Below are 15,589 nucleotides of genomic sequence, written 5' to 3'. Positions count from 1 at the left end.
TGGCAATGCCCTGCCGTTCTTGTCAGGCTCGTCGCAAACAACAATGCGAGCGAGCCACATGACCCGAATTCCCGACGCCAGTGTTATCCACAGCCGCCTGCGCCTGCGCCAGTTGCGGCTGATGCTGGCCCTGCAGGAGTTCGGCTCGCTGCGCCGGGCGGCCGACAACATCGGCATGACGCAACCGGCGGCGACCAAAATGCTGCACGAGGCCGAGGACCTGCTCGGCGTCGAGCTGTTCGAGCGCCTCCCCCGCGGCATGCGCCCGACCCCGTTTGGCGAAACTGTCATTTATTACGCGCGCATGGTCTTCGCCGAGCTGAGCGGTATGCGCGAAGAACTGGTGGCGCTGGAGTCCGGCAATCTGGGGCGAGTGGCGGTCGGGGCAATTCCAGCGCTGGCCTCGGGCTTGTTGACCCGCACCATCGCCACCCTGAAGAAAAGCCATCCGCGCCTGTCGATGAGCATTCAGGTCGACACCAGCGATGTACTGGTCCAGGCACTGCTGCAGGATCAGCTCGACTTGGTGCTGGGGCGCATTCCCGGTGGCGCGCGGGCTGAAGAGTTGCAGTTCGACAGCCTCGGTGAAGAGGCCCTGTGTGTGATCGCCGGGGCGCAAAACCCGCTGGTCAATGCCAAAGGCCTGAGCTGGGCGACGCTGCAGAATGAAACCTGGGTGCTGCAACAACACCCAAGCCCGATGCGCGCCATCATCAATCAGGTGTTCCACAACGCCAGGGTCGATGTGCCCAGCAGCATCGTCGAAACCACCTCGATCATGACCCTGCTGTCCCTGGTGCAGCAGACCGACATGCTCGGCGTGACCCCGGTTTCGGTGGTCGAGGACTACCCCGGCCGCGACCTGCTGGCGGTTCTGCCCATCGATTTCGAAGCGCGCCTGCCGCCTTACGGGCTGATTACCCGCCGCCACCGCATCCAGTCCTCGGCGATGCAGGCGTTCATCCAGTCGGTGAAGGCTGAGCAACCAGGCTTGTAGGAACTTTGAGCCCTTTGAGTAGGGCTCTTCTGAATTTCTCAAAACTACCCTACCCGTCATCGTAAGACTGCCGCCCCTTCCCTATCCTCGCCCGCTCGACGGTTTTCAGGAACAGGGAAATGGCAGCGAATGACAAAGCCTATGTGTTCATCAACGATCAGACGCAGGGCTATCCAGCTATCCGGTCGCAAGTGAACGGTGGCGCGAAATTCGATGCGCTCAATGCGCACATTCGTAACAGGATGGTGATGCCCGGACAGCTCATCGTGGTCGGTGACGAATCGACCCGAATCACATCGCCGCAAGAAGCCGAAATGGTGCGGTTGGCCTACGGCACCTACCATTCCCTGACCCAGAATCTGGCCAGGGCCGAAGGGGAAATCGTCAAAAACTACGATTTGCTGCAGCAGATGTTGGGGTACGGGTCTCTAGGCATCGGTTCTGTCGCGGGCAGCTGGGACGCACACCTCAGGAGTGTGGAGAACACGCTGAAAGACATCGCACGGCTCTACCAGCTCTCGCTCAAACGGGGCACGCCCATCGCCCGCCAAGAGTTCATCAACCAGCGCCATGTGCTTTTTGCCAAACTCGACACCCAACTGGAAGGTATTGCCCGCTGGGGTACTGGGATGCACAACAAGGGGTCGATCAAGAAGATGCTGGGGATATCGACCAAGAGTTACCTGCATACGCAAGAGCTTCGGGGGTATACGGACCGTTTGAATCATATTGCCAAAGCGTCGAAATTGTTGAAGGCAGGGACGCCGATCGGCATTGCGTTGAACGCTTACTCGACGCATCTGGAGATCAAAGAGGCGTGCATGACAGGGCGGGAGGAGGTCTGCAGGAAGGCGAAATATGTTGAGGGTACAAAGTTGGTTTTAGGGGTTGGCGGCGGCATGGCAGGTGGCGCAATCGGTTCGGCGGCGTTAATCCCCCTGTGCCTGATCGTATTCGGAGTTGCAACCGCAGGCGTGGGCGCAATCGGCTGCGGCATCGCCGCTGCGGCAATAGGCGGATATGCAGGAGGTGTGGCAGGGGAAATATATGGTGAAAGCGTTGGTGAATTGATTTACGAATGGAGGCCATGATGCAGACTTGGTCTTACGGACACTGGGGCTTGCTGTTAGGAGTTTCTACGTGGCTCAACCTCATCACGTTGATGTGGTTCACCTACAAAAATCTCGATTTTCTAGAGGATTGTTTGTCCGACTGCCGATGTGTTTCTGACACCAGAACCATTTGGCAAGGCGGAGTAGTGGGCCGGCATATGCGCCTGAACATGGTGTTCATGGTGACCTATATGCCAGGATTTTTTTTCCGCCGTGGCGACATTACGAAAGACGCTCAGCTGAATATCCCTCACCACCTGAAATGGTGGATCTGGTGCCTTCATGGGTGGCTTGTCACAAATGGAGGCGCAATGGCTGTTTTGTGTTACCTCATAAAAGACGCGCGATAACGTTTTCCTGTCAGGGGATGCTCGGCAACTGCTCGAGATCCCTGAACCATTCCTCACCTCCCCCCCTCTTAACTCCCGGCTAACCAGACGACCGGCCTCCCCCGCCGTCTACACTTCCTGAACGACTAAAAGAGGGTTCCCACCATGCTCTGGAAAAAAGGACGTCGCAGTGACAACGTCGTCGACGCGCGCGACGACACCGGGGGTGGTGGCGGGATGCGCATCGGCGGCAAGGGCCTGGGGCTTGGCGGGATAGTGATCATTGTCGCGATCGGCCTGCTGACCGGGCAGGACCCGATGCAGATTCTCGGGCAGATCGCCGGGCAAATGGGCACCCAGCAGACCACGGCGGTTAACCCGCAAACGCGCCAGGCGCCGCCGGCCAACGACGAACAGGCTGATTTCGTGCGGGCGATTCTGGGCGACACCGAAGACACCTGGGGCCAGATCTTCCAGCAAGCCGGTCGGCAGTACAAAAATCCCACGCTGATCCTGTTTCGCGGCCAGGTGCAGTCGGCCTGCGGCTTCGCTTCATCGGCGAGCGGCCCATTCTATTGCCCGGCGGATCAGCGGGTTTATCTGGACATGGAGTTCTTCCGCGAGATGAGCCAGCGCTTCAAGGCCGCCGGGGATTTCGCGCAGGCGTACGTGATTGCACATGAAGTTGGCCATCATGTGCAGACCTTATTGGGGGTTTCAGCTAAAGTTGACGCCGCTCGCCAGCGTGGAATGCGCATGGAGGGTGACAGCGGTCTGCTGGTGCGCCAGGAGCTGCAGGCTGACTGCCTCGCCGGTGTTTGGGCCTTTAACGCACAAAAGCGTTTGAACTGGCTCGAACCCGGTGATATTGAAGAGGCGCTGACTGCGGCCAACGCCATTGGCGATGACCGTTTGCAACAACAAAGCCAAGGGCGTGTAGTGCCTGACTCGTTCACTCACGGGACGTCTGCCCAGCGGGTTCGCTGGTTCAAGACAGGTTTTGCCCAGGGACAAATCAACCAATGCGATACGTTCGCCGCCAAGAGCCTCTGATCACATGATGAAACCGCTTTCGATCCTGTTGTTGGGCACCCTGATGAGCGTTACCGCTCATGCTGCGGATCAGGCGGTCAAATCCATCAGCCCCGACCGGCTGCTGATCAACGGGACGTCCCAGGCCACGCTGGGCCTGAGCCAGAACTGGGTTCGCCCCAGCCCGCAGATCCAGCGGGTGGTCATCGTCTTCCACGGCCGTCTGCGCAATGCCCAGACCTACCTGCGAAGCGTCGAGCGCGCCGCGAACCAGTCCAAGCAGCGCTCCAAAACGTTGCTGATTGCGCCGCAGTTCCTCGATGAGAAGGACATCACTGCGCACCATCTGCCGGAGAACATCCTGCGCTGGCACAGCAATGACTGGATGGCGGGGGAAAAATCCCTGGGGGCCAAGCCGATCAGCTCGTTCGTGGTCATCGATCACATCCTCAAGCGCCTTTCCGACAGCAAGCTGTTCCCCAACCTGAAAGAAATCGTGATCGCCGGCCACTCCGGCGGCGCCCAGGTGGTGCAACGCTACGCGATGATCGGCGGCAAGGAAGACGCGCTGCTGAAGAAGGAAGGCATCAAGCTGCGTTACGTGATCGCCAACCCGTCGTCTTACGGCTATTTCGACGCGACCCGGCCATTGCCGGTAACGGCGGCGACCTGCCCGACGTTCGACACCTGGAAGTACGGCATGAACAAACTGCCGCCTTACGCAGGCAAGGACACCCCGGCGGAACTGGAAGCGGCTTACGTGAAGCGTGATGTCACGTACCTGCTGGGCGATCAGGACACCGACCCGAACCACCCGGCTCTGGACAAGGATTGCGGCGCCGAAGCGCAGGGGCCGTTCCGGCTGGTGCGTGGCCACAACTACTTCGATTACCTGACCAAGCGCCATCCGGAAGGGTTGAATCAGCGTCTGATCGAGGTGAAGGGTGTGGGCCACAACGGCAATGCGATGTTTACCTCGCCTGAAGGGCAGGCGGCGTTGTTCAAGGGCAATTGAAAACTCCTGTAGCAGTCCGGCTTGCCGGCGGTGGCGATTTCATAGACGCCACCGCCGGCAAGCCGTGCTGCTACAGAAAGATGCGGTCTGTCTCTGACGAATTTGTCGCCTGGCATACCGCATTCGCTGCCGTCGTAACCTCCGACGTCTCCTACAGGACGAACTGCGTTCCTACAGGTGGGAAGCCAGCATTTCTCGCAGCGCCACACAATCATCGGCATGCCAATCGGTCAACTCCGGCCATGGATTCTCGGGCAGGTTGACCAGCACGGTGTGCGCGCCCGCCGCCTTGCCACACGCCAGATCGAACTGGTAATCGCCCACCATCACCATCTGCGACGGCTCGACATTCCAGGCCTGAGCCAGTTTCAGCAGCCCGCCCGGATCAGGCTTGGGCGGCGCTTCGTCGCGGCCCAGCACGTCATCGACATGAAAGCAGTCGGCGATGCCGATGGCCTCCAGCGTCACATGGGCCAGTTCGCGGGCGTTGCGCGTGAGGATGCCAAGCCGATAACCCCTGCCTGCCAACTCACGCACCAGTTCAACCGCACCGGCGGCGGGCCTGGACGCCACCGCCAGTTCGCGCTCATGCTCCAGCAACCACGCATGTTTGGCCGCTGCGACATCAGCGGGCAGCGCCGCCAGATGGCCGAGGATGTCGTCTTCCTGTGGAATGCTCAGCGCGCGCTTGATCGCCGGAAAATCATGCACGGCGATGGTCAGGGTGCCGTCCATGTCGAACACCCAGTGACGCAGTTGCGAAAGGCTCATGCCCAATCCTTGCGATGGCGAATCAGGCCTTCCTGGCTGACCGAGGCCACCAGCTTACCTGCGCGGTTGTACACGCTGCCCCGCGAGAAGCCGCGGGAGTTGCCGGCCCATGGGCTGTCCATGGCGTAGAGCAGCCAGTCGTCAGCGCGCAGTTCGCCGTGGAACCACAACGAGTGATCGAGGCTGGCGATCTGCATGTCCTTCTGCCAGACCGTCTTGCCATGGGGCAGCAGCGAGGTGGTCAGCAGGTTGAAGTCCGAGGCGTAGGCGAGCATGTATTTGTGCAGCGCCGGGATGTCCGGCAGGGTGCCGTCGGCGCGAAACCACACGTACTTCACCGGATCGCTCGGCTTGGGGTTGTAGGGGTCGGACTCCGTCACCGGGCGAAACTCGATCGGTTTCGGGCACAGCAGCTTGTCTTTCATGTGATCGGGAATCAGGTGCTCGCGCTGGCGCATCAGCTCAAGCTCCGAGGCCAGGTTTTCCGGGCCCACCACTTGCGGCATCTGGCTCTGGTGCTCGAAGCCTTCCTCGTCGTACTGGAAGGACGCGCTGCAGGTGAAGATCGGATTGCCCTTCTGGATCGCCGTCACGCGGCGAGTGCTGAAGCTGCCGCCATCGCGTACGCGGTCGACCTGATAGACCACCGGCAAATGCGCATCGCCCGGACGTAGAAAATAACCGTGCAGCGAATGAACGTGGCGCTCGTCTTCAACGGTCTTGCTCGCCGCCGACAGCGACTGCCCGAGCACTTGCCCGCCAAACAGCTGGCGAAAGCCCAGGTCCTGGCTACGGCCACGGAAGAGATTTTCTTCGATGGGCTCCAGGCTCAACAGCGACACCAGATCATCCAGCACGTGGCTCATTCAGGGCTCCTCACAGACAGTCATCACAGGCAAATCCGGCCACGGTCGCCAATGGCGGCGAACGTGGAGGTTGAGCGAAATGATACAGATCTTTGCCGTGTGGTTCGCGTCCTTCACATCCGTCACAACGTCGCCAGCCACTGCTGGCGGTTGATGCGGTACAGCACGTGGGACCGCAGTGGGTGGCCGACAGGCAGGTTGGGGTGCTCGAAATCGTCGGTGGGATTGTTCTGCATGCCGATGGCCTGCATGACCTTTTGCGAAGACAGGTTGCTGACGGCAGTGAAAGAGACGATCTCGTCCAGTTCAACGTGCTCGAAGCCGCAGCCGAGCACGGTCCAGGCCGCCTCACTGGCGTAACCCAGGCCCCAGTGCTCGCGCGCCAGACGCCAGCCGATCTCGACGGCGGGAGTGAAGGCAGCTTCAAAACCCACCACATTCAAACCGGTGAAACCGACGAATTCGCCGGTGTCCTTGCGCTCCAGCGCCCACAGGCCGAAGCCGTATTCGGCGAAATGGCCCCGAATGCGGCCGATCATCTTGGCGCTTTCCAGGCGCGTCAATGTCTGCGGAAAGTAACGCATCACCTGTGGATCAGCGCACATCTGCGCGAAGGCTGGCAAATCATCATCTCGCCATTGACGCATCAACAAGCGTGCGCTGTTGAGCTCAAGTATCGGCTGCATCGAACATCTCCCCTGCCCCGCCACTCGAATGACTCACCCGTGTATCGGCGCCCACGCCAGCCTTTGGCTGTGCGCTGAACGTCATAACTGGCAAGATTGCCCCTCAAATCCTATGCGTATGCACTATGTCTCTGCCGCTTATCTACCACGAAGATTACAGCCCGGCGTTCCCGCCCGACCATCGCTTCCCGATGGACAAATTCCGGCTGCTGCGCGACCACCTTATCGACAGCGGCCTGACCACGGATGCTCAACTTTTGCGCCCAGAGGTCTGCCCGGACGACATTCTTGCGCTCGCCCACGACCCGGCGTACATCCGTCGCTACATGGACGGCGAGTTGTCCCGCGAAGACCAACGCCGCCTGGGCCTGCCCTGGAGCGAAGACCTGGCCCGGCGCACCGTGCGCGCCGTCGGCGGCTCGCTGCTGACCGCTGAGCACGCCCTGCAACATGGCCTGGCCTGCCATCTGGCGGGCGGCACTCATCACGCCCATTACGACTACCCCGCGGGTTTCTGCATCTTCAATGACCTGGCCATCATCAGCCATTTCCTGTTGCAGAGCGGCCGTGTCGACCGCGTACTGATCTTCGATTGCGATGTCCACCAGGGTGACGGCACGGCGCGCATTCTCGAACACATCGAAGACGCGATCACCGTTTCGCTGCATTGCGAAAAAAACTTCCCCGCGCGCAAGGCCCGCAGTGATTGGGACATTCCGCTGCCGATGGGCATGGGGGACGACGATTACCTGAAGGTAGTCGATGACACGCTCAATTACCTGCTGCCGCTGTATCGGCCCGACCTGGTGCTCTACGACGCAGGTGTGGATGTGCACAAGGATGACGCGTTGGGTTATCTGCAATTGACCGATGACGGCGTGGCGCGACGGGATGAAGCGGTAATGCGCCATTGCCTGGGCCGAGACATTCCGGTGATGGGGGTGATCGGCGGCGGGTACAGCAAGGATCGTGAGGCGCTGGCGCGGCGCCACGGGATTTTGCATCACAGTGCGCAGCGGGTGTGGATGTCCGAAGGTCTGTAGCCCATTCACTGGCACGGTGCATCTTCCTGTGGGAACGAATTCATTCGCGATGCGTCGGTACAGATGAAAGATTTATGTCAGATGTACCGGCCTCTCGCGAATGAATTCGCTCCCACAGAGAATGGTGTAATGCCACAGACCGCTATCTCTCACTTACCCACATCCGCTGTGGAGCGGCCTGTGGATAACCTGAGTGCAAGGCTGTCGACCCCATATCCCATAAGGTGCGCAGGCACCTGTACGTTTTTTGCTCAATAGTTGTCCACAGTCTGCTCGTTTGACACAGGCCTCGGGTAGAATGCGCGACCCACTTCATTGATCCGCCATTGCCCATGACTTCAGACACCTGCGCCGCCGCCCCTTCAGTCGCCATCATCGGAGGCGGCCCCGCAGGCCTGATGGCCGCCGAGGTGTTGAGCAAGGCGGGTTTCAAGGTCGATGTCTATGACGGCATGCCGTCGGTGGGGCGCAAGTTTTTGCTGGCGGGCGTCGGCGGCATGAACATTACCCATTCCGAAGCTTACCCGGCGTTTCTGTCGCGCTACGCCGAGCGCGCGCCAGTGATCGCCCCGCTGCTGCGCGGCTTTGGCGCCGAGGCGTTGTGTGAATGGATTCATGGCTTGGGCATCGACACCTTTGTCGGCAGCTCCGGCCGCGTCTTCCCCACCGACATGAAAGCCGCGCCGCTGCTGCGCGCTTGGCTCAAGCGCCTGCGCGACAGTGGCGTGGTTATCCACACCCGCCATCGCTGGCTGGGCTGGAATGCCGACGACAGCCTGCGCATCGCCCACCCCGAAGGCGAGCGGGCAATCAAATCGGCCGCCACCTTGCTGGCGCTGGGCGGCGCCAGTTGGTCGCGTCTGGGTTCCGATGGCGCCTGGCTGCCGTTGCTGGAGCAACGTGGCGTTAGCGTTGCGCCCCTGCAAGCGGCCAACTGCGGGTTTGAAGTCTCGGCCTGGAGCGACCTGCTGCGCGACAAGTTCTCCGGCGCGCCACTGAAGAACATCGCCATTGGCCTGCACGGCCAGACGCCCCGCTTGGGCGAATGCGTACTGACGAAGACCGGCGTTGAAGGCAGCCTGATTTACGCCCTGTCGGCGCAGATTCGTGAGGCGATCAATCAACAAGGCTCGGCCACGGTGGACATTGATCTGCTGCCGGGCAAACGTCTGGCGGACATGCAAAAAGCCCTCGCCAAACCGCGCGGCTCACGCTCGATGTCCAAGCATCTGCACAGCCAGTTGGGGATCGACGGGGTCAAGGCGGCGTTGTTGCGCGAACTGGCTCCGGCCGAGGCGTTCAACGACCCGAATCTGCTGGCCAGCACGGTCAAATGCCTGCAGCTGCCTCTTATCAGACCGCGCCCGCTTGAAGAAGCGATCAGCACGGCGGGCGGCGTGACGTTCGAGGCCATGGACGAGCACCTGATGCTCAAGTCTCTGCCCGGCGTATTCTGCGCAGGCGAGATGCTCGACTGGGAAGCGCCGACCGGGGGTTACCTGCTGACGGCGTGTTTCGCCAGTGGCCGCGCTGCCGGGCTGGGCTTGGCGCAGTGGTTGCGCCGAGCCTGACGACTCAGGCGACACGGTCAATCTGAGGTTTCATGGAAGGCACGGTTTCCATGTCCGCGGGCGCCTTGGCCTTACCCGACCCACCCAATACGCGCTTGCCCAGTTCGTAGCCTTTCATCTCGATGAACCTGTGGGCCAACGCCGCAAGCCCCACGCACCCCACAGCCACCGCGATAACCAGAAGGTTGTTGCCCAGCAGCGAGCCGGTGTCCATGAAGCGCTGACCGGCGATCATTGGCGCCAGCTCAAGCCCGGTGACTTTCTGCGCCACGATGAAGACCGTCGACAGGCAGAACAGCAAGGCCGCGTGAGTCATGTAGATCGAATACGACAGCTTGCCCAACAGCATGAACACGCCGGTCTTGAGCAGCGTCGAGACCAGCCCGCCCTCGAAAGCGAAGAGCAGCACCAGCGCACAGAACGTCAGGCTGCCGATGGGCGAGCGGTAATCGAAGTCGTTCATCACGATCCACCAGGTGGCGTACATCATTGCGCACTCAAGCACCGTCATCAGCCATGGCTTCATCGCCCATTTGTCGCGGATCAGCAGGTACACCAAGTAGGTGATGTTGCCCGCGAAGAAGCAGGACAACCCCAGCATGGCGCGCTCGACCAGTGGCTCGTTCTCCGAAAAGATCAGCGCGAACGCCACCAGGGAAATAGCCGCGAACATCAGGAAGCGGTTTCTCATCGACAGCATGCACAAGCTGCCAAACAGAATGTAGATGTAGAACTCGATGCTGATGGTCCACGACGGGTAGTTGAACGACATGGTTTCGGTCAGGGTGGTCCAGGCCTGCACCAAAAACAGGTTGGGCAGGATTTCCTTGGGTGCGAACAGCCCGGTGAAGGGTTCGTTATTCAGGTAGAAGCCTTTCTTATAGGCCATCCAGCGCACGGTTTCGAACAGGATAAACACCGTCAGCATGACCAGGTGCAGGGGGTAGAGGCGGAACACACGGGAGATAAAGAAGGATTTGAACGAGAGGTTGGGCTTCATGCCGTAGGTGTGCGCCAAAACAAAGCCGCTGAGCACGAAGAAGAAATTGAGCAGCACCTCGTCTCGTCGAAAGAAGGGTTGCGTGATGAAAGAGTCGACGACATGCAAGTGGAAAAAAACCACCAACAGAGCGCAAATCCCTCTGAAACTGTCGAGAGTGGTGAATCGCTGAACAGGTTTCATAACGCAACTTCCGTACTGGTTTATGAAATCGCCACCGGGGCCGAGGCTGGAGCCAGTACAAGGTAGGGCGTTCGTTCCCCCGTCGATAGTTGAAATATTTCATCCCTGATACATAGACAGGCGCAAATTTTGACGCCATCGAAGGCCCCTCATGACCTAGCAGTCACAGGTCGACTTTTTAGTCTATAGCCGCCAGAAATTTGGCTAGCCCTTGCGCGGCTTGTTCTTGGACTCCAGCGTTTTCCTGACATTTTTTTTAATTTTTGCGGATCTCGGCCGATGCACTCGTACCTTTGAGTGTTTCGCTGGCCTTCATAACAACAACTCTCCAGCTGACGACTTCAAAAAATGGACATTCTGGAGAATTGCGATGAAGAGCTGGTTTGCCAACATCAGCGTCAATATGAAGCTGGCCTTAGGGTTCGGCGTTGTACTTGTTTTTACTGCCTTGCTTGCGCTCATTGGCTGGACCAGCCTGGGCAACATGACGTTTCGCAGCGACCGCGTGGCGGACATTACCAAACTCAGCAACAAACTGACCGACCTGCGCATCACCCGTCTGCAGTACATGCTCAGCAATGGCGATGAAGCCGCTGCGCAAACGGTGCAAACCGCGCTCGACGCGTTCAAGGCGCAACAACAGTTCTTGCAGAAAACCTTCAGCAACCCCGTGAACGTGCCGCCGATCAAGGCGCTGGGCGAGCAGATCGCAGCCTACGAACGCTCGCTGGCCAAAATGCGTGATGCCTATCGGACCAGCGCCCAAGTGCGCGCGGACATGGGCGTCGACGCCGTGAAGGCCGCCGAACTCATCGCCGCCATCAACGACGACGTGATGAAGCTGGACCCGACCGACGAGCGCCGTTTCGCCCAGTACCAGACCATCATCAAGGCCAAGGAAGACGTGATGCTGGTGCGCTATGAAGTGCGCGGCTACACCGGTAACGTCACCGCCAAGACCGAAGAGGCTGCAACCCGCCAGCTGTCCAGCGCCATCAGCGGTCTGGAGCAGCTCAACGCCACCTTCGGCGGCACCCAGGCTGATCGTCTCAAGCAGCTGGAAACGTCGTTGATCGGCTATCGTGCCTCGGTTCAAGGGTTCAAGACCGCCAACGACAACATCAACGCCGCCCGTGCGGAGATGACCGATGAAGGCGCAGCAATCGTCAAACTGAACCAGCAGTTGATCGACCTGCAGACTTCGCTGGGCGCCGACGACACCCGTCAGGCCCGCACCCTGCAGATCGGCGGCACTCTGCTGGCCCTGATTTTCGGCGCGCTTGCGGCGCTGATCATTACCCGCCAGATCACCCGCCCGCTACAGGAAACCCTGGCCGTGGTCGACCGTATTGCCTCAGGCGATCTGACCCACGACCTGATCGTCACTCGCAAGGACGAGTTGGGCGTGCTGCAAAACGGTATTCAGCGCATGGGCGCGACCCTGCGCGACCTGATCGGCGGGATTCGCGACAGCGTCACGCAGATCGCCAGCGCGGCCGAAGAGCTGTCTGCCGTCACCGAACAGACCAGCGCTGGCGTCAACAGCCAGAAAGTCGAGACCGATCAGGTCGCCACCGCCATGCACGAAATGTCCGCGACGGTGCACGAAGTCGCCCGCAACGCCGAACAAGCCTCGGTCGCGGCGTCCGATGCCGACAAGCAGGCGCGCGACGGCGACAAGGTCGTGGGCGAAGCGATCGCGCAAATCGAAAGACTGGCCAGCGAAGTGGTGCGTTCCACCGACGCCATGAGCGTGCTGGAACAGGAAAGCGACAAGATTGGCAAGGTGATGGACGTGATCAAGGCCGTAGCCGAGCAGACCAACCTGCTGGCCCTCAACGCTGCGATCGAGGCCGCCCGCGCCGGTGAAGCCGGTCGTGGTTTTGCCGTGGTGGCCGATGAAGTACGTGGCCTGGCTCAACGTACCCAGCAGTCGACCGAAGAAATCGAAGGGCTGGTCGCCGCCCTGCAGAACGGCACCCGTCAGGTCTCGGACATCATGCTCAGCAGCCGCAACCTCACCGACAGCAGCGTCGCCCTGACTCGCAAGGCGGGCACCTCGCTGGAAAGCATTACCAACACCGTCTCCAACATCCAGGCGATGAACCAGCAGATCGCCGCCGCTGCCGAACAGCAAAGCTCGGTGGCCGAGGAGATCAGCCGCAGCATCCTCAACGTGCGCGACGTCTCGGAACAAACCGCCGCCGCCAGCGAAGAAACCGCCGCGTCGAGCGTCGAACTGGCGCGTCTGGGCAACCAGTTGCAGATGCTGGTCAGCCATTTCCGGGTTTAAACGCACTGGCACCCATTAAAAAGCCGCGTCGGGATCAGCGCCTGACGCGGCTTTTTTAATGACTCAGAAAACGTGGCGCTGATACCACCCTGCGGGAGCGAATTCATTCGCGAGGCGTCCGTGGGGCCGACACAGCTCTATGGTTCGCACGATCCTTCGCGAATAAATTCGCTCCCACAAAGGGCTAAACGAGAATGCTCTAACGGGCCCTCGATCAGCTCGAAAGCTGGTTGGCAAACTGCCCCACCGCGCTGACCACGCGCTGGGCGCCGTCCTGGATCTCGACGATCACCATCCCCGCCTCGCCCGCGAGTTCAAGGCCTTGTTGAGCCTGTTGCTTGCCGCTGATGATCACGTTCACCGCCTGTTCGGCCAGTTGCTGGTTCTGCTGGACCACACCGACGATTTCTTCGGTGGCTTTGCTGGTGCGCGAGGCGAGTTGACGAACTTCGTCGGCGACCACAGCAAAACCACGCCCCTGCTCACCGGCGCGTGCGGCTTCAATGGCGGCGTTGAGCGCCAACAGGTTGGTCTGGTCGGCGATGCTGCTGATGCTCTGGATGATCGAGCCGATCAGCTGGGATTGCTTGTCCAGCGCAGTAATGCTTTCGGCGGCCTGCTCCATGTGCCCGGCCAGTTCGCGCATGACCTCGACAGTCTGCTGAACCACAGCCGCTCCCTTTTGCGCACTGCCGTCGGTCTGTTGGGAGGTGCTGAAGGCGATGTTTGCCGCTTCTGCCACTGCGTTTTCGCGGTTGACCTGATCGGTGATGATGGTCGCGAATTTGACCACTTTGTAGAGGCGATCGTGGGCATCGGTGATCGGGTTATAGGACGCTTCGAGCCAGACCTCGCGGCCCCGGCTGTCCACTCGCTTGAAACGCGCGGCCACGTATTCGCCGCGACGCAGCTTGTCCCAGAACGCCACGTATTGCGGCGAAGAGACTTCCTGCGGATCGCAGAACATGCGGTGGTGCTGACCCTGAATCTGCGCCAGCGTATAGCCCATGGAGCTGAGGAAACGCTCGTTGGCGGTCAGCACCTGGCCATCGAGGCTGAACTCGATCACTGCGGTGGAGCGCTGCAGCGCTTCGATCAGGTTCTCGTGCTCGCGGGAATTTTCGATGGTGCGCGTCAGATCGCTGGCGTGAATGGTGAAGTACTTCACGCGCCCGCCGCTGTCACGCACCGGTTGCACGATCGAACGCAGCCAGGCTTCCTGGCCGTTGCCGCGCAACAGGCGCAGCGCGCCGCTCAGGTGCTCGCCGCGGCTGATCGCCGCCTTCATGCGGTGGTGGAAATCCAGGTTCTTCACGTGGGCTGGCACCAGCTCTTCGATCGAACGGCCTACCAAATCACCACTTCGGTAATGCATTTCCTTTTCAAAGTTGCCGTTGACCGACTCGATACGACCCTGCGCGTCCAGGCGCATGCACAGCATTTCGCTGTCCAGACTGCTCCTCACCTGCTCTACGGACGAAAGCTCTTCGCGCAGGGCAGCCAACTCTTGTTTGAGACGTTTATTGAACATGAACGACGAACTTCCAGAGAGGTGAAGGGGATCACCCTGAACATCGGCGCGGCAGGTTTTTTCTTGAGCGGCGCGGCACCGAGCCCTCTCACTCGACCGCCCGACTGGCGGGGAACCGGACACTGCAAAATGCCGTCTGTGAATCAGCGGTTGCAACAAAGGGATTTACTCCCCCGACAATTGCCACATACTGCCCGCGCCATTTTTTATTTCGTCAGTGTCATTTTCAATCAAGCCAAGGTTTATCTTCATGAAGAAAATTCTGCCTTATCTGCTGAGCGCCGCCATCACCTTCATTCCTGCGGCATTTGTCCACGCCGCCACACCCGCAGCCCCTGTGCAACTGATCGTGTTGAGCTCCGGGGGCATCATGGGGGCCTTCAAGGCCGTCACCCCCGATTACGAACAACGCGCAGGCGTCAAACTGCAAGGCGAAGTCGCGCCGTCCATGGGCGCGACCCCGCAAGCCATCCCCAACCGCCTCGCTCGGCAGGAACCTGCTGACGTGGTGCTGATGGTCGGCGCGGCGTTGGACAAGCTGATCAAAGAGGGCAAGGTCGATCCGAAAACCCGCGTCGACCTGGGCAAGTCCTACATCGCCATGGCCGTCAAACACGGCGCGCCGCACCCGGACATCAGCACCATGGACGCCTTCAAACAGACCCTGCTCGACGCCAGGAGCATCGCCTACTCCGACAGCGCCAGCGGCGTGTACCTGTCCCGCGTGCTGTTCAATCAGATGCACATCGCCGAGCGCATTCAGGGCAAAAGCCGCATGATTCCGGCCGAGCCGGTGGGTGAAGTGGTGGCCCGTGGCGACGCTGATATCGGCTTTCAACAGCTGAGCGAACTCAAGCCGGTGGACGGCATCGACATCATCGGCCTGATCCCCGATCAGGCGCAGCAGATGACCCTGTACTCGGCGGGCGTGGTCTCCAAGAGCAAGCATCCGGAGCAGGCCAAGCAGTTTCTGGAATTCTTGAGTTCTTCAGCGGCAGCGCCTGCCATCAAGGCCAGCGGGCTGGACCCGATTGCGAAGTGATTGAGCGCGAGAACGTTTTCAACATTTAAGTGATATCCCCTGTGGGAGCGAATTCATTGGCTATGTCTGCGTTAATTGTTGCGCAGGTTCATAGCCAAGCGCTTCCTTCAGCAAAATC

The 15,589-nt window shown here is 60.3% G+C and carries 13 protein-coding genes and 3 pseudogenes; 10 read left to right on the top strand and 6 right to left on the bottom strand.

From position 1 onward, the window contains the following. Positions 1–58: 58 nt before the first annotated feature. From AC07V9_RS25470 to AC07V9_RS25450, 5 genes are all read left to right on the top strand, one after another. Entirely contained in the window at positions 59–997 is a 939-nt protein-coding gene (locus AC07V9_RS25470) for a LysR family transcriptional regulator (protein WP_495018398.1), read from the top strand. Positions 998–1,116: 119 nt separating this feature from the next. Further along, positions 1,117–2,088 (top strand): hypothetical protein, encoded by a 972-nt coding sequence (locus AC07V9_RS25465; RefSeq protein ID WP_495018397.1) that lies wholly within the window; start codon positions 1,117–1,119, stop codon positions 2,086–2,088. After that, positions 2,085–2,459, top strand: coding sequence for a hypothetical protein (locus AC07V9_RS25460; RefSeq protein ID WP_495018396.1), 375 nt, complete (start codon positions 2,085–2,087; stop codon positions 2,457–2,459). Before AC07V9_RS25465 ends, AC07V9_RS25460 begins: the two co-directional genes overlap by 4 nt. A 144-nt stretch (positions 2,460–2,603) precedes the next feature. Beyond that, positions 2,604–3,491 (top strand): KPN_02809 family neutral zinc metallopeptidase, encoded by an 888-nt coding sequence (ypfJ, locus tag AC07V9_RS25455; RefSeq protein WP_495018395.1) that lies wholly within the window; start codon positions 2,604–2,606, stop codon positions 3,489–3,491. A gap of 4 nt (positions 3,492–3,495) precedes the next feature. Then, the gene (locus tag AC07V9_RS25450) at positions 3,496–4,485 is read left to right on the top strand and encodes an alpha/beta hydrolase (RefSeq protein ID WP_495018394.1); all 990 of its coding nucleotides are present in this window, start codon (positions 3,496–3,498) and stop codon (positions 4,483–4,485) included. 171 nt (positions 4,486–4,656) lie between these two features. Here AC07V9_RS25450 and AC07V9_RS25445 read toward each other — a convergent pair whose 3' ends face one another. The 3 genes from AC07V9_RS25445 to AC07V9_RS25435 form a co-directional block, all read right to left on the bottom strand. After that, the gene (locus tag AC07V9_RS25445; protein WP_495018393.1) at positions 4,657–5,256 is read right to left on the bottom strand and encodes an HAD family hydrolase; all 600 of its coding nucleotides are present in this window, start codon (positions 5,254–5,256) and stop codon (positions 4,657–4,659) included. After that, positions 5,253–6,122 carry an acyl-CoA thioesterase II gene (gene tesB, locus AC07V9_RS25440; protein ID WP_495018392.1) on the bottom strand — a complete coding sequence of 290 codons (870 nt, stop codon included), beginning with the start codon at positions 6,120–6,122 and terminating at the stop codon, positions 5,253–5,255. The genes AC07V9_RS25445 and tesB overlap by 4 nt, the downstream gene beginning before the upstream one ends. A 122-nt stretch (positions 6,123–6,244) precedes the next feature. Next, entirely contained in the window at positions 6,245–6,808 is a 564-nt protein-coding gene (locus tag AC07V9_RS25435) for a GNAT family N-acetyltransferase (protein ID WP_495018391.1), read from the bottom strand. A gap of 125 nt (positions 6,809–6,933) precedes the next feature. Here AC07V9_RS25435 and AC07V9_RS25430 point away from each other — a divergent pair, with 125 nt between their 5' ends. Both AC07V9_RS25430 and AC07V9_RS25425 read left to right on the top strand, forming a co-directional pair. Beyond that, a complete protein-coding gene (locus tag AC07V9_RS25430) occupies positions 6,934–7,851 on the top strand; it encodes a histone deacetylase family protein (protein ID WP_495018390.1) in 918 nt (305 codons plus the stop codon). 332 nt (positions 7,852–8,183) lie between these two features. After that, positions 8,184–9,422 carry a TIGR03862 family flavoprotein gene (locus AC07V9_RS25425; protein ID WP_495018389.1) on the top strand — a complete coding sequence of 413 codons (1,239 nt, stop codon included), beginning with the start codon at positions 8,184–8,186 and terminating at the stop codon, positions 9,420–9,422. Positions 9,423–9,426: 4 nt separating this feature from the next. On the opposite strand, the gene AC07V9_RS25420 is transcribed toward AC07V9_RS25425, so the two are convergent. Next, positions 9,427–10,605 carry an acyltransferase family protein gene (locus AC07V9_RS25420; protein WP_495018388.1) on the bottom strand — a complete coding sequence of 393 codons (1,179 nt, stop codon included), beginning with the start codon at positions 10,603–10,605 and terminating at the stop codon, positions 9,427–9,429. A 370-nt stretch (positions 10,606–10,975) separates the two neighbouring features. Between AC07V9_RS25420 and AC07V9_RS25415 the strand changes: the two are divergent. Both AC07V9_RS25415 and AC07V9_RS25410 read left to right on the top strand, forming a co-directional pair. Further along, a pseudogene (locus tag AC07V9_RS25415) lies at positions 10,976–11,995 on the top strand (methyl-accepting chemotaxis protein); the annotation flags it as partial. Positions 11,996–12,034: 39 nt separating this feature from the next. Continuing rightward, entirely contained in the window at positions 12,035–12,898 is an 864-nt protein-coding gene (locus tag AC07V9_RS25410) for a methyl-accepting chemotaxis protein (RefSeq protein WP_495018448.1), read from the top strand. 214 nt (positions 12,899–13,112) lie between these two features. Here the strand turns inward: AC07V9_RS25410 and AC07V9_RS25405 are convergent. Next, positions 13,113–13,547: pseudogene (locus AC07V9_RS25405) on the bottom strand (methyl-accepting chemotaxis protein); the annotation flags it as partial. Positions 13,548–13,652: 105 nt separating this feature from the next. Continuing rightward, a pseudogene (locus tag AC07V9_RS25400) lies at positions 13,653–14,330 on the bottom strand (PAS domain-containing protein); the annotation flags it as partial. A gap of 349 nt (positions 14,331–14,679) precedes the next feature. Here AC07V9_RS25400 and AC07V9_RS25395 point away from each other — a divergent pair. After that, complete coding sequence (locus AC07V9_RS25395) at positions 14,680–15,471, top strand: substrate-binding domain-containing protein (RefSeq protein ID WP_495018387.1); 792 nt, start codon at positions 14,680–14,682, stop codon at positions 15,469–15,471. The last annotated feature ends 118 nt before the right edge of the window (positions 15,472–15,589 follow it).

It is taken from the genome of Pseudomonas sp. GW821-FHT02A11 (assembly GCF_059421985.1).
This window is presented reverse-complemented; position numbering and strand designations above follow the sequence as displayed.

Excerpts from the sequence above, each read along its gene's own strand:
- AC07V9_RS25470 (WP_495018398.1), top strand. The coding sequence starts at position 59 with ATGACCCGAATTCCCGACGCCAGTGTTATCCACAGCCGCCTGCGCCTG.
- AC07V9_RS25465 (WP_495018397.1), top strand. The coding sequence starts at position 1,117 with ATGGCAGCGAATGACAAAGCCTATGTGTTCATCAACGATCAGACGCAG.
- AC07V9_RS25460 (WP_495018396.1), top strand. The coding sequence starts at position 2,085 with ATGATGCAGACTTGGTCTTACGGACACTGGGGCTTGCTGTTAGGAGTT.
- ypfJ (WP_495018395.1), top strand. The coding sequence starts at position 2,604 with ATGCTCTGGAAAAAAGGACGTCGCAGTGACAACGTCGTCGACGCGCGC.
- AC07V9_RS25450 (WP_495018394.1), top strand. The coding sequence starts at position 3,496 with ATGATGAAACCGCTTTCGATCCTGTTGTTGGGCACCCTGATGAGCGTT.
- AC07V9_RS25445 (WP_495018393.1), bottom strand. The coding sequence starts at position 5,256 with ATGAGCCTTTCGCAACTGCGTCACTGGGTGTTCGACATGGACGGCACC.
- tesB (WP_495018392.1), bottom strand. The coding sequence starts at position 6,122 with ATGAGCCACGTGCTGGATGATCTGGTGTCGCTGTTGAGCCTGGAGCCC.
- AC07V9_RS25435 (WP_495018391.1), bottom strand. The coding sequence starts at position 6,808 with ATGCAGCCGATACTTGAGCTCAACAGCGCACGCTTGTTGATGCGTCAA.
- AC07V9_RS25430 (WP_495018390.1), top strand. The coding sequence starts at position 6,934 with ATGTCTCTGCCGCTTATCTACCACGAAGATTACAGCCCGGCGTTCCCG.
- AC07V9_RS25425 (WP_495018389.1), top strand. The coding sequence starts at position 8,184 with ATGACTTCAGACACCTGCGCCGCCGCCCCTTCAGTCGCCATCATCGGA.
- AC07V9_RS25420 (WP_495018388.1), bottom strand. The coding sequence starts at position 10,605 with ATGAAACCTGTTCAGCGATTCACCACTCTCGACAGTTTCAGAGGGATT.
- AC07V9_RS25410 (WP_495018448.1), top strand. The coding sequence starts at position 12,035 with ATGGGCGCGACCCTGCGCGACCTGATCGGCGGGATTCGCGACAGCGTC.
- AC07V9_RS25395 (WP_495018387.1), top strand. The coding sequence starts at position 14,680 with ATGAAGAAAATTCTGCCTTATCTGCTGAGCGCCGCCATCACCTTCATT.